We start from the raw sequence: 12,939 nt of genomic DNA on the forward strand, positions 1-12,939 counted from the left end.
ACAAGCTAATGAGGAAACCAGAAAAGGATGTGAGGACCATGAAGTTCGAGGCAGGAGATGTTGTTTATCTATTTATTCGAAATCCCCATACGCAGGATGTTGCCAATGTACAAGAAGCGGCTGTTGTAAAAAACCCTGAAAATCCGGCTGAATTGGCCGTGTTCGTTTATGAAACATACTATCCATTAACGGATGATTTAGCGATTTATACGAGTCTGGAAGAAGCAGAAAGTGCGTATCGTGATTTTTTTGAGGAAGAGAGCACAGCATGAGAAAGCCGTTTATGCCTCAGTTAGTGTATTTTGAGCCGAAAGCGCTGGATTATCCGCTAGGAATGGAGCTTAAAGAGAAATTTGAAAATCTGGGAGTGGAAATAAGGGAAACCACTTCCCATAACCAAGTGCGGAACCTGCCAGGAGACAATGATTTTCAGAAATACCGAATTGCCAAATCAACATTAGTGGTGGGGATACGGAAAACGTTGAAATTTGATACTTCCAAGCCATCCGCTGAATATGCCATTCCTTTTGCAACAGGCTGTATGGGGCATTGCCATTATTGTTACCTGCAAACGACAATGGGCAGTAAACCGTATATTCGCACCTATGTGAATGTAGAGGAGATATTGGAAACGGCGGATCAATATATGGCAGAGCGAGCCCCGGATATCACTCGTTTCGAAGCATCATGTACGTCGGATATCGTGGGAATCGACCATTTAACCCATACATTAAAGAGAGCCATTGAACATTTTGGACAAAGTGAATTTGGCCGGCTGCGATTTGTTACGAAGTTTCATCATGTTGATCATTTGTTGGATGCAAATCATAACGGAAGAACGAGGTTTCGTTTCAGCGTTAACGCCGATTATGTGATTAAGCATTTTGAACCGGGCACTTCTCCGCTGAATTTAAGAATCGAGGCTGCCGGAAAAGTTGCCAGAGCCGGTTATCCTCTGGGATTCATCGTAGCCCCGATTTACCTTCATGAAGGGTGGAAAGAAGGCTATTATCATATGTTTGAACGTCTTGACGCGGAACTTCCCCAAGATGCCAGAGACGACATCACCTTCGAATTCATCCAGCATCGTTTTACGAAGCCCGCAAAAAGAGTGATCGAAAAAAATTACCCCATGACCAAGCTCGAACTTGATGAATCGGCAAGGCGCTATAAATGGGGCAAGTACGGAATCGGAAAGTATATTTATCAGAAAGATGAAGAAGAAGAGATTAAGGAACATCTTTATCGTTATATGGAAAAATTCTTTTCACGTGCTAAGCTGGAATACTTTACTTAAGAAGCCGGAGCAGAAACAACTCTCCGGCTCCAAATCTTTGCTTGTCGGGACTAGCCGCGCGCTTGCGCTTTTCTTACATATACAGCGCTGCCAGGTAAATGCCAAACGATTTTTCGTAAATTTCATCGAATTGACTAATAGGAAGTGGATTAACGCCGATTCCTTGTTCAACCGTAAATCCAGGCCTGCGCCAGTCTTGTATAAACCAATCTTTGTAGCCTGCGTAGCTTTCAATGGTTTTGATCGGTTCGTAGCCGCTTACTCTGCTGAATTCGTTGACGAGAATTTCTGATTCGGGTGGTTCCAAGTTCTCGAATCCCCAATAAATGACTTCCCCTTGCGTATGGAAAGCAAGGACACGAGCAAAGTCTCTTCGTCTAGTTAAATCGGCCATAGCAATTGCTTCCGGCTCGGTTAGGGGTGCCTCCCCGCCATAATTTCGTGGGCCGGGACTTTGGGGATTGCGCTCTCTTTCGGCTTCCCAATTTGCAGGGAACTGATCATTCAAATCAACCCCATTAATGTTTGCTTTCCAATTCGAAAAATCAGAACTGCCGTTATTCCATTCAATTACTCTATTTCGCCAAGGGGCATCTTCCGGGGCACCATTGATGACTAAATTTACCCCGTCAGGATTCACCATCGGCACAACGGAAAGTAGTGTCTGCATATATAAAGGAGCAGTGGATAGTCCTCGAATCGTACTTTGATTCGTAAGCGACAATAAGTAGTCATTTAGGAATGTCATCAGAACGGGTGTGGTAATCCACTCATTCGCATGGAAAGAGGCGTTATAGTGCACACGTTTTGCACCATTGCCAATCAGCACTTCCGGAATATTCAGTCCAAGCACAGAAGTTCCGGGAATGGTCATTTGCATAAATGGATATACAGCCATAAGTATTGATAGGTCATTCATCATGATACTGTAATCATAATTTTGTCGTCCAATGACATAACGCCAAGTAACTCTTCTGGGAACGCGGATGGTTTGACCAGCTTGCAGAAAGTTTGGATTCACATTTGGATTCGTCAGCAAGAGGCTTTCAACCGGTATGTTATTTCTTCCCGCTACTCTCCAAAAAGAATCTCCTTGTCGAATTTGTTCCTCAACAGATACATAGCCGGGTATTCTAATTCTTTGCCCAATAGAAAGATATGGAGTGCCTAGATCTCGATTTGAATCAATGATCAGTTGCATCGGAATCGAAAACAGCGGGCTTAAAGACCAAAAGGATGTTCCGGGCAACACATAAACGTCCAAATCGTTCCTCCTTACTTTTTAATAATTGCAAAGTTATCATTCAACAGCGCCCAGTTTTGCGGGAAAGGATAGCCTAATACCCAATAACTGATTCCTCGCAAGTTATATTGCTTTGCTAAGTCAAACTTGGCTTGTGCACTACGGGCATCCTCAAACCACACTTCATGCCTTGTGCCTTGTTCATCTACATACTGGAAATAAGGTGACTGAGCTGTTTCGTCGTATTGAATTTCAACTCCGTACTTGGTTGCACGACGAATCGCTTCCTGTGCGCTAAATGTTTCGGCTATATCTCCTTGGGCATGAGGGAGGGTCCAGTCCCGCGCATAAATTTGAAATCCTAGGTAAATTTTATTGGCCGGCATGACGGACCTAGCATATTCCACAACACGACGCATTTGATTGATTGGTGAAATCGCTTGAGGAGGCCCTCCTCTCCAGCCCCATTCATAGGTCATCAGAACGACGAAATCGGCAATTCTTCCATGGGCCTCATAATCATGCGCTGTATACAATAATCCTGTTTGTTCTCCGCTTGTTTTTGGCGCAACCGCGGTCGAAACAAGATAACCCAGCGGATGCAAACGATCAACTGCTGATTGAATAAACTGATTATAATTTTCCCGGTCTTCAGGCGGCACATATTCAAGATCGATATTTAACGCTTTATAGCCTTTTGTATTCATTATTTCGATAATATTTGATAGCAGTTTTTCCGTTAGCTCTTTATTGGATAAGACAGTATGCGCAAGGTTGGTTCCTGCCGATGTGACCGATAAATTCGTGATGGTCATCATAGGAACCACATTTTTTGAGTTGGCGGCTGCAATCATTAATTCATCAGCAAATGGCTGTAGGGAACCATCTTCTTGGATTATATAAGCAAAAGGACTAAGGTACGTTAGAAGATGGCCAATTTCATTCACTGTTTGGGCTGCTTCCTCATCTGGTTGATAGGAATATGCATTCACTTCAATAAATGGTTTTCTGCGCGGAATAATGAGTGGCGTGCCAATGTAAAGAATATTAGGGTTCTGGAGTTGGTTTTCATTCATAATCGCTTCAATCGTTGTGCCATAATTATTTGCTATCTGCCATAGATTTTGGCCTGGTTGAACAATATGGATTCTGGGAGGGATATAAAGGGTAGCACCTGGATATAAAAGGTTTGGATTCGCAAGTCGATTCTCATTTATAATTGCGTTTACCGAAACACCAAAACGTTGTGCGATGGACCATAGATTTTCACCAGTTTGAACCCTGTGCAGTGAACCTGCCACCGGAATCACTATCGCTTGGCCGATTAACAGCTGATTCAGGTTGGGCAATTGATTTATTTGCTGGATGGCATTTACCGATACGTTATATCGATTTGCAATTTGCCAAAGTGATTCGCCTTGACTGACAACATGAATGATCAAATTTTGATCCTCCTCATTATATGTTCCATATAAACTATATGAAAGATAACGTTGTATGCATGCTTAGAAAATACAACTCTACCAGCAAACGTTGAATTGGGGTTTTTTTCAGCAAAAAAAGCTACTCAATAAACGAGTAGCCTGAGGTGTTTATGCTTTTCTTAAAATAAAGCTTAAATGTCTGCCGCTTTTTTTATCTTGTCGGTAAGAGAAGCCTTCGGAACTCTCAAAAGTGCAAGTAGGATCGATTGTTATATTTTCTGAAGGAATGCCTGCAAGTTCACATTGTTTTTTAACTGTTTGTTGATTGTCAATGTGATATTTATTTGTAGCTTCGTTATAATACATAAAGTCATCCGCATAGCCCAGTGAAACGAATTTTTGGTATACATCTTCATCCACCTCGAATTTCTCTTGGCTAAGCGCTGGACCAAGCATTACTTTAATCGCTTTTGGATTGATTTGTTTATCTTGGATGAGATGCTGAAAAACCTTAAGGGTAATTTCTTTTACTGTTCCTTGCCAACCGGAATGAATCACGCCTGTCAGACTCGATTTTTCTTCATAGAAAATAACCGGAACGCAATCCGCAGTAAAGGCGCATAACAATGTATTGGGTTCAAAAGTATAGAGCGCATCCGTGTCGGGAATTGCATTTTCGGTGCTTTGGGCGCCTCGCCCTCTATCCTCAAGCGTCACATGATGAACATTTGCACTATGCGTTTGATTTGCGCAAACAAAATCTTGAATAACGCAATTTAAAGAAGCAGCAAGCTTAATTCGGTTTTCAATCACGTCAAGTGGCTGTTCGCAAACATGCAGTGCCATATTATTCAGTTCTGGTTGCAGTGGATCTTTCAACGTAATGCCTGCAATGTACTGATCATTATCAATATAAATTTTCGTTTTCACACCATCACCTCAACTTCATGATAGACTATAACAACCCTTTTCTTCAAAGAAAAGGTAAATGCTATTTTAATAAATTGTTTCATGTGGAACCATTAATTAGATTGTTATTTCACTGTAAAAAATGGTTAGAAAGAGTGCTTAAAGAAAAGGCTCTTCATCAATCTATTATTTTATCAAAATAGATAAGATTGAATTTGGATATTATTTTCCATCAGAAAAAAATACCTATTACAATAATATTACAAAAATTACACATAAATGGATTGATAAAGGCGCATGGAATAAGGGGGATAGGGAGGGGAAAACCACCTTGTCATGGTTTTGTAAAATTGCTGCCAATATTTTAATAATGAATCAAACCAGGAATCTCCTGTAGGATATGGTTATAACATACAGGAGAGGAACGATTCGATGTTCAAGAAATTTAAAAAAGCGGCAACGGCTACTGTAATAGGGGCTTCATTATTATTGCCGGCGACAGCATTGGCAGCTGATACATATACTGTAGTAAAAGGTGATACCCTTTGGAAAGTAGCAGTAAAAACCCAAACAGGCATCCATGAGTTAATTAACGCAAACCCACAATTGAAAAATATCGACTTAATTTATCCTGGACAAAAAATAACTGTGCCCGATCTAGAAAATGCCACGGCCGAGCAAGAAGTTTTGAACTTGGTAAACAAGGAAAGAGCGAATGCTGGTCTTCCAGCTTTAAAGATGGACTGGGAGCTTGCTAGAGTAGCAGAACATAAATCGCAAGATATGGCAGCCAAAAACTATTTCAGCCATACAAGCCCTACATATGGCTCACCGTTTACGATGATGAAAAATTACGGCATTCAATATAAAGCTGCGGGCGAAAATATTGCAATGGGGCAAACATCAGCCCAGCAGGTAGTAAATGCATGGATGAATAGCTCAGGCCACAGAGCCAATATTTTAAATAAAAGCTATACTCACATGGGTGTAGGGTATGTCCAAAACGGTCATTACTGGACACAAATGTTCATCCAAAAATAAGCGGGAATTCAGCCGAGGACAATGCGTTCTCGGCTTTTGTCCGTTTGATATAAAAAAGGTGCCCCATAACTGGGACACCTCTTAACTAATTAGTCTTCTGTAATATCTTTTTTTCTTTAATAGTTTGGAAAGAATCTCGTAAACAATTGGCACCACGACGAGCGTTAATAATGTAGAACTTAAAAGGCCTCCGATGACGGTAATCGCCAGGTCAGCGGACATTAGGCCTCCGCCTCCGCCAACACCAAGAGCCATTGGCAGCATGGCACCCATTGTTGCAATAGCCGTCATCAAGATTGGACGCAAACGAGTTGCACCGGCTTCAAGGATGGCATCACGCATGACCAGTCCATCGTGCTCCATATGAATAATGCGGTCTACCAGGACAATCGCGTTTGTGACAACAATACCGATCAACATTAATAGACCCATCATTACTTGAACCGAAATCGTATGATTTGTAATAAACAGACCTACAAACGACCCGATGACTGTAAATGGCAGCGAGAAGAGGATGGCAAATGGCGCCAAACCTTCTCCGAATGTAACAACAAGGATGAAGTATACAATGAGAATGGCCGCAATCATGGCAATGCCCAATTGTGTAAATGTCTCGGCCATATCCGCTGTTACACCCGCAACGCCAGTTGTTACGCCTTTAGGTAAATCGAGTTCATCAATTTTCTCTTGTGCTTCTTTTGAAGCGACCGAAATATCATCCCCGACTATTGTACCTGAAACGGTTGCATAGTACTCTCCTGCAGAACGGGATAACGTATTCAACGTTGTTCCTTCTTCCAGCTCAACCAACTCGGATAATGGCATCGTTGTGCCGAGAGCAGTCGGGATTTCAGTTTCCAATAAATCTTCCATTGTTTCAGGCGTTGCTTTTGCTTCGCGCTGAATGATGACTTCGATTTCATCTCCGTCATTTTCAACGGTTGTCAATACTTCCTTGGAGCCTGAATTTGATAAAGCCATCACGATTTGTGCTGTAGTAAGGCCATATTGAAGGATGTTTTCCTGGGAAACTTTCAGGACATTTTCCACATATGGATCTTCCGCATCGGATGTGATATCTTCGAGACTTTCAACTTCATTTAGTGCATCTTCAACTTGTTTAACGGCTGACATTAAGTCATTTAAATCTTCGCTATACAGTGTATAGCTTACTTCATTGGAAGACATGGATGCTGCAGCGAAGTTTTGTGATGTCCATTCACCGGATTGGTTAATGTTGAATACATATTCTTCGATTTCTTCCCTCACTTCAGGGAAGTTATCCATTTCGTCATCAAAGATCAGGTACATTAATGCACCGCCGCCGCTGCCCATCATCATGGCAGTAGGGTCTATATTTTCAGGATCATTGATCGATATTTGCACAATATCAATATCATCGCGTTTTAATAATTTTTGTTCGACTTCCTCAATATTTGCTTCTGTTTCTTCCATTAACTCTCCAGCTTTTGGCGTGTAAGTCAAGTACATTACTTTTTCTTCGGCAGAACCCATAAAGCTGAAGCCGATTAATGGCGTAAGAGCAAGCGAACCAACCAATAATACAATCGCAATTAACGAAGTAATGATCTTATGGTTCAATGCTTTTTCCAGTATGCCCTTATACCATAAGGCCAGTTTGCCAACTTCTTTGTGGCTTTTTTCGGTTTTCTCGCCATAAAGTTTTTTGCGGAACAAGAAGTGCGAGAGTGCGGGTACGATTGTAATGGCTACAAGCAAGGAAGCACCCAATGCAAAGGACATGGTTAATGCAAACGGCATGAACAATTCCCCAACCATTCCACCTACAAATAGAAGCGGTGCAAATACCGCAACGGTAACTAATGTAGACGATAGGATTGGCTTGAACATCTCAATCGTTGCTTCACGGATTAACGCGCGGCCACGAAGTTTTTCTTCTTTCAAGTGCATGCGGCGGTAGATGTTCTCCACAACGACAATCGAGTCATCAATTACACGGCCGATTGCCACCGTAATGGCACCCAATGTCATAATATTTAATGTGATATCCAGCCAGTGCAAAAGCAACAATGCCATGAAAATAGAAACTGGAATCGAGATAATGGAAATAATGGTAGATTTGAAATCACGCAAGAATAAGAGAATAATCAATACAGCAATTAACCCGCCGAATACCGCTTTTTCAACCATCGAGAAAACAGATTCTTCAATTGGTTCACCTTGGTCAAGGGATATATCGATTACTAAACCATCCAACTTTCCTTGCTCTTCCTTGATTAAATCTTTGACTGCATTTACGACAGTAACAGTATTTGTTTCTTGGCCTTTAACAATCTGGATTGCAATCGCATCTTCACCGTTTGTGCGCGAAACGGATTGAACTTTACCGACTGTTTCGATTGTCGCAATATCACCAAGACGAACAAATGGAGATGGGTTTGCAGCGGTTGGCGTAACGGGAATCAGCATCTCTTCTAGCTGATCAACTGTTTTAAAGTCGCCATCAATTGCTACGGCTTCTTCGCCTTCAACGAACTCATAAAGCCCCAGGGATAATGCCATGTCGCTGGCTTTCACCATTTCTTTTACTTTATCTTCCGTTAATCCCAATGAAGCCATTCTTTCTTCAGTGAATGTAAATTCTACTTCTTCAATATGTTGACCGGTGATTGTAGCAGAAGCAACACCATCAATTTTTTCGATTTTTGGAAGCAAGATATCTTCGACAGTGGATGTTAAATCAACGATATCCTCTTCCGTACTGCTTACCGAAAGAGCAACAACAGGCATCATGTTCATGCTAATGGCCATAATTGTTGGTTGTTCTACTTCTTCCGGCAATGTTACGTTATCTATTGCCGATTCAAGCTGGCGTTTCTTCTCATCCATATCAACGCCATATTCATACTCAACTTGAAGTTGGGATACGCTTGATGAAGAACTTGAGTAGACGGCTTTAACATCTTCCAGGCCTTCCACGGCTTTTTCCATTGGAATGGACAATTCATCCATTACTTGTTCCGGAGTAGCGCCCGGGTAGACTCCCATCACAATTAAATAAGGAATGGAAATGTCCGGAATGGATTCCATTTTCATTTTCGTAGCTGAATAAATACCTGATACTGTAATGATGATCGTTAATAACCAAACAGCCAGTTTATTTTTCAATACAAAATTCACTAAACCTTTCACCTTTACACCTGCCCTTAAAAAAATTGACTCTTGTTTTACCTTTATTTATACTAATGACTAATCGGTCAGTTGTCAAATGAAGATTGGGAGTGTCTTGAGTGGTAAAAAAACAGATCATTATGGAGAAATCACTGGAGTTGTTTGCTGAAAACGGCTTTGAAGCTACATCGATCCAGCAAATAACCGAACGTTGCGGAATATCAAAAGGAGCATTTTATCTGCATTTTAAGTCAAAAGATGAACTGATTGATAGTTTAATTGACGATTTTATGACAAAGTTTGTAGCGAAAATTGAACGGTCGGTCAGTGAGGGGCAACCAAAAGAAGAATTATTATATAACTATCTCAACGTATCGTTCAGCGAGTTTGGGCAACAAGCAAATTTCGCCAAAGTTTTTCTGAAAGAACAAATTCATGCCTTTAACGAAGAGCTTTTAAATAAAATGCAAGGCTATATCACGATTTTAAATAAAATTTTGTTATCCATTGTTCAGCGGCAGTTTGATCAGCTGCACCCAAGCATGTACTTGGATATTGTTTTTGCAACCAGTGGTTTAATGAAAAGTCATGCAGAATTATTTTTAATCGAACATTATAAAGTTGACTTGCATGTTCTATGCAGTTCCATTGTTGAAAAGGTCGGCATTATTGCCGAGCACGCAAAGATCCAGGCGATTGCACCAGAGTATCTATCTAGTGTAAATATCAAGACAAGCTATTCAAAAGAACAGCTAATGGAACTCCTTGAAAGTATACAACAGGAAACGGAAATCAATTCAATTATTTGGGAATCTTTACAAATGTTAAACGAAAATTTACAAGAACCGAAGTTAAGTGGGGCTTTAATCCAAGGGTTATTGAAAAATATTAAAGTAGAGAGCAGATGTGTGTGGGTGGCTTATCTATACCAATCCTATTTAGAAAATGAAAAATAAAAAATGAGTCCCGCTTTGAAGGGGACTCATTTTTTATTGATTCAATTTACTGTGTCTTTTCCCATAGATGAAATAGAAAATCATGCCGGCAATAAACCAAATGCCACATGCAATCCATGTATCAATCGATAACCGGCTTATTAAAAATAAACAAGCCAGGAATGACAGGATTGGAAGTACAGGGAAAAGCGGTACTTTAAATCCGCCGCTAGGGATGGTTTTATTTCTTCTTAGGAAAATAACGCCGATGGATACGACCATAAAGGCAATTAGTGTTCCCATATTTACTAGCTCAGTAAGCTTGTCCAAAGGAATAAACCCTGCACAAAAGGCTACAACCAATCCCACAATCCAAGTTGTCACGACTGGTGTATTATGCTTCGGATTGACCTTGAATAGCACCTTTGGAAGAAGGCCATCACGAGCAATCGCATAAATCAAGCGGGAGCTGCCGTAAAGCATCACAAGAATAACAGTCATCATCCCTGTAACGGCACCTAGCGAAATGATGCCCGCAATCCAATCTTGTCCAACAAGTTGAATAACATAGCTTACCGGGTTGCTGACGTTTAATTGTGTATAAGGAGCAATGCCGGTTATGACTAAAGAAACCGAGATGTAAAGTGCAGAGCAAACAACCAATGAACCAATGATGCCGATTGGCAAGTTTCTCTGTGGATTTTTTACTTCTTCTGCTGCCGAAGCGACGGCATCAAAGCCTAAGAAAGCAAAGAATACAAGCGCTGCTCCAGCTAAAACACCTTCAAAGCCAAATGGCATGAATGGCTGCCAATTATCAGGTTTAACGTAAAATACACCTACCGCGATAAACAGAAGTATGACGCCGACTTTAACAAAGACCATAATCCGGTTAATTTTCGCTGATTCTTGAATGCCTCTAGTTAATAAGAATGAAAGAGCGAAAACAATCAAGACAGCGGGCAGATTAACATAGGTTCCGTTTGCCGGATCAAAGGGTCCGGATAATGCAGCGGGAATTGTAATATTCAACCCTTCCAATAAAGAAACCAAATATGCCGACCAACCGGTTGCAACTGAGGCGGAGGCCAAGCCATATTCCAGTACCAATGCCCATCCTACAAACCATGCAATGATTTCGCCAAATATGATGTAGCCATAAGTATAGGCACTGCCGGTTACCGGTATAGCGGAAGAAAACTCGGAATAACACATTCCGGCTAAAGCACAAACGAAAGCAGCAAGAACGAAGGAAATAATAATGGCCGGTCCGGAATGGGTAGCCGCTACAGTCCCGGGAAGGATAAAGATTCCTGTTCCGACGATTGCTCCAACGCCAAGCATGATTAAGTCGAACGCACTTAATGTTTGCTTAAGTTGTGTGTCCCCTTTTTTATTTAACAATTCACCTATTTGTTTTTTTCTAAATAAATTCGACAAAATTAACACCTATTCTATTTGAATTATGAAAAAAATATTACTACGTAAATGGTCGTTGGTCAAATACTTATTATAACATTTGACGAATTAACTCGAAAAAATAAGTATTTTCTAATAATTTATTGAAATTTTCTTTTCTAAAGTATATTAAGCTTATGTAAAATTTAGATTTTCCCGCTGAAATATAGAAGAATCCCTTGTTATGATGAAAGAAAAATGTAAATGAGGAAAAAGGAATCATGAAGTTAAGGAATAATAAATCGGGCTCATTATTGGAGATTCTGAAAGTTTCTACTAAATTGGGGTTGACCTCCTTTGGCGGGCCAACAGCACACTTAGGCTATTTTCATGAAGAATATATCCGCAGAAGAAAATGGATGGATGAAAAAACATATGCAGAATTAGTTGCACTCTGCCAGTTCTTGCCTGGGCCGGCAAGCAGCCAGGTGGGAATCGGAGTCGGGGTGATGCGAGGCGGTATTTTAGGCGGCTTGATCTCGTTCCTGGGGTTCACATTACCTTCTGTTGTGGCGTTAATCATCTTCGCTTTATTAGTGCAAGGGTTTGATGTAAGTGATGCGGGCTGGATTCATGGATTGAAAATCGTCGCTGTAGCCGTCGTTGCGCATGCCGTGTTGGGAATGGCGAAAAACCTAACGCCGGATTTATCGCGTAAAGCAATCGCCATTTTTGCTTTATCCGTCGTTCTGTTGTGGCAAACGGCATATGCTCAGGTAGGGGTCATCTTGGTCACTGGTTTGATAGGATATTTTGCTTACAAGCAAGATAATGAAACCGACAAGGCAAATTTCCAATTTCCTATTTCTAAAAAAACAGGAGCTTTTTGCCTCACATTATTTTTTGCTCTTTTAGTGATTTTGCCGATTATAAGAGAGATAACGACCTCAACGCTAATTGCCATGTTCGATAGTTTTTACCGGGCAGGCTCTCTTGTATTTGGCGGGGGGCATGTAGTGTTGCCGTTATTGGAACGGGAGTTTGTGCCAACAGGCATGATCAGCGAAGAGGCCTTTTTGGCGGGTTATGGTGCAACACAGGCTGTTCCTGGTCCGATGTTTACATTTGCTTCGTATATTGGAGCTGTAATGGACGGCTGGCTAGGCGGAATTGTTGCAATGATTGCCATCTTTTTACCGGCATTCTTGCTGGTCTTCGGTACTCTGCCATTTTGGGATATTGTACGGAAAAATGGCAAAATGAAAGGAGCGTTCATGGGGATGAATGCGGCGGTAGTAGGGATTTTATTTGCCGCTTTGTATGATCCTATTTTCACTTCCGCTATTCTCGAACCGGTGGACTTTGTTTTCGCTGTCATTCTTTTTGGGATGCTGAGCTATTGGAAAATAGCTCCGTGGATTGTTGTGGCTACCGGGGTAATTGGGGGAATATTGTTATCTTTTTTATAAAAATTGCTCGAAATGGATGTTATTGAAAAACAAGAATTAAAGTAATATCATTTTATAACTTGCAAACTCT

At 41.0% G+C, this 12,939-nt stretch carries 10 protein-coding genes; 5 read left to right on the forward strand and 5 right to left on the reverse strand.

What is annotated here, in order from left to right; all coding sequences use genetic code 11:
- Positions 1-8: 8 nt before the first annotated feature.
- Both D1B33_RS11105 and splB read left to right on the forward strand, forming a co-directional pair.
- Positions 9-272, forward strand: a complete 264-nt coding sequence (locus tag D1B33_RS11105; RefSeq protein WP_233549461.1) for a transcriptional regulator SplA domain-containing protein — start codon at positions 9-11, stop codon at positions 270-272.
- Positions 269-1,297 (forward strand): spore photoproduct lyase, encoded by a 1,029-nt coding sequence (gene splB, locus D1B33_RS11110; protein ID WP_118876472.1) that lies wholly within the window; start codon positions 269-271, stop codon positions 1,295-1,297. The genes D1B33_RS11105 and splB overlap by 4 nt, the downstream gene beginning before the upstream one ends.
- Before the next feature lie 73 nt (positions 1,298-1,370).
- Here the strand turns inward: splB and D1B33_RS11115 are convergent, their stop codons facing one another.
- The 3 genes from D1B33_RS11115 to pgeF form a co-directional block, all read right to left on the reverse strand.
- Positions 1,371-2,561, reverse strand: coding sequence for a M14 family metallopeptidase (locus D1B33_RS11115; RefSeq protein WP_118876473.1), 1,191 nt, complete (start codon positions 2,559-2,561; stop codon positions 1,371-1,373).
- A gap of 11 nt (positions 2,562-2,572) precedes the next feature.
- On the reverse strand, positions 2,573-3,982 hold the full coding sequence (locus D1B33_RS11120; RefSeq protein ID WP_118876474.1) for a glycoside hydrolase family 18 protein: 1,410 nt from the start codon (positions 3,980-3,982) through the stop codon (positions 2,573-2,575).
- 150 nt (positions 3,983-4,132) lie between these two features.
- Positions 4,133-4,894 carry a peptidoglycan editing factor PgeF gene (gene pgeF, locus D1B33_RS11125; protein ID WP_118876475.1) on the reverse strand — a complete coding sequence of 254 codons (762 nt, stop codon included), beginning with the start codon at positions 4,892-4,894 and terminating at the stop codon, positions 4,133-4,135.
- A 411-nt stretch (positions 4,895-5,305) separates the two neighbouring features.
- Here pgeF and safA point away from each other — a divergent pair, with 411 nt between their 5' ends.
- Positions 5,306-5,914, forward strand: coding sequence for a SafA/ExsA family spore coat assembly protein (gene safA / locus D1B33_RS11130; protein WP_118876476.1), 609 nt, complete (start codon positions 5,306-5,308; stop codon positions 5,912-5,914).
- Between the two features lie 81 nt (positions 5,915-5,995).
- Here safA and D1B33_RS11135 read toward each other — a convergent pair whose 3' ends face one another.
- Positions 5,996-9,088 (reverse strand): efflux RND transporter permease subunit, encoded by a 3,093-nt coding sequence (locus D1B33_RS11135; protein ID WP_118876477.1) that lies wholly within the window; start codon positions 9,086-9,088, stop codon positions 5,996-5,998.
- Between the two features lie 98 nt (positions 9,089-9,186).
- On the opposite strand from D1B33_RS11135, the gene D1B33_RS11140 reads away from it, so the two are divergent.
- Entirely contained in the window at positions 9,187-10,023 is an 837-nt protein-coding gene (locus tag D1B33_RS11140) for a TetR/AcrR family transcriptional regulator (protein WP_118876478.1), read from the forward strand.
- Positions 10,024-10,056: 33 nt separating this feature from the next.
- Here D1B33_RS11140 and D1B33_RS11145 read toward each other — a convergent pair whose 3' ends face one another.
- Positions 10,057-11,442, reverse strand: a complete 1,386-nt coding sequence (locus tag D1B33_RS11145; RefSeq protein ID WP_118876479.1) for a branched-chain amino acid transporter BcaP — start codon at positions 11,440-11,442, stop codon at positions 10,057-10,059.
- A 239-nt stretch (positions 11,443-11,681) separates the two neighbouring features.
- On the opposite strand from D1B33_RS11145, the gene D1B33_RS11150 reads away from it, so the two are divergent.
- Positions 11,682-12,869 (forward strand): chromate transporter, encoded by a 1,188-nt coding sequence (locus tag D1B33_RS11150; protein WP_118876480.1) that lies wholly within the window; start codon positions 11,682-11,684, stop codon positions 12,867-12,869.
- Positions 12,870-12,939: the final 70 nt, after the last annotated feature.

This window comes from Ureibacillus yapensis, assembly GCF_003515775.1.
GTDB classification, from domain to species: Bacteria; Bacillota; Bacilli; order Bacillales_A; family Planococcaceae; genus Ureibacillus; species Ureibacillus yapensis.

Bases quoted from the DNA above. Each gene is read 5' to 3' on its own strand.
- D1B33_RS11105 (WP_233549461.1), top strand. From the start codon at position 9: ATGAGGAAACCAGAAAAGGATGTGAGGACCATGAAGTTCGAGGCAGGA.
- splB (WP_118876472.1), top strand. From the start codon at position 269: ATGAGAAAGCCGTTTATGCCTCAGTTAGTGTATTTTGAGCCGAAAGCG.
- safA (WP_118876476.1), top strand. From the start codon at position 5,306: ATGTTCAAGAAATTTAAAAAAGCGGCAACGGCTACTGTAATAGGGGCT.
- D1B33_RS11150 (WP_118876480.1), top strand. From the start codon at position 11,682: ATGAAGTTAAGGAATAATAAATCGGGCTCATTATTGGAGATTCTGAAA.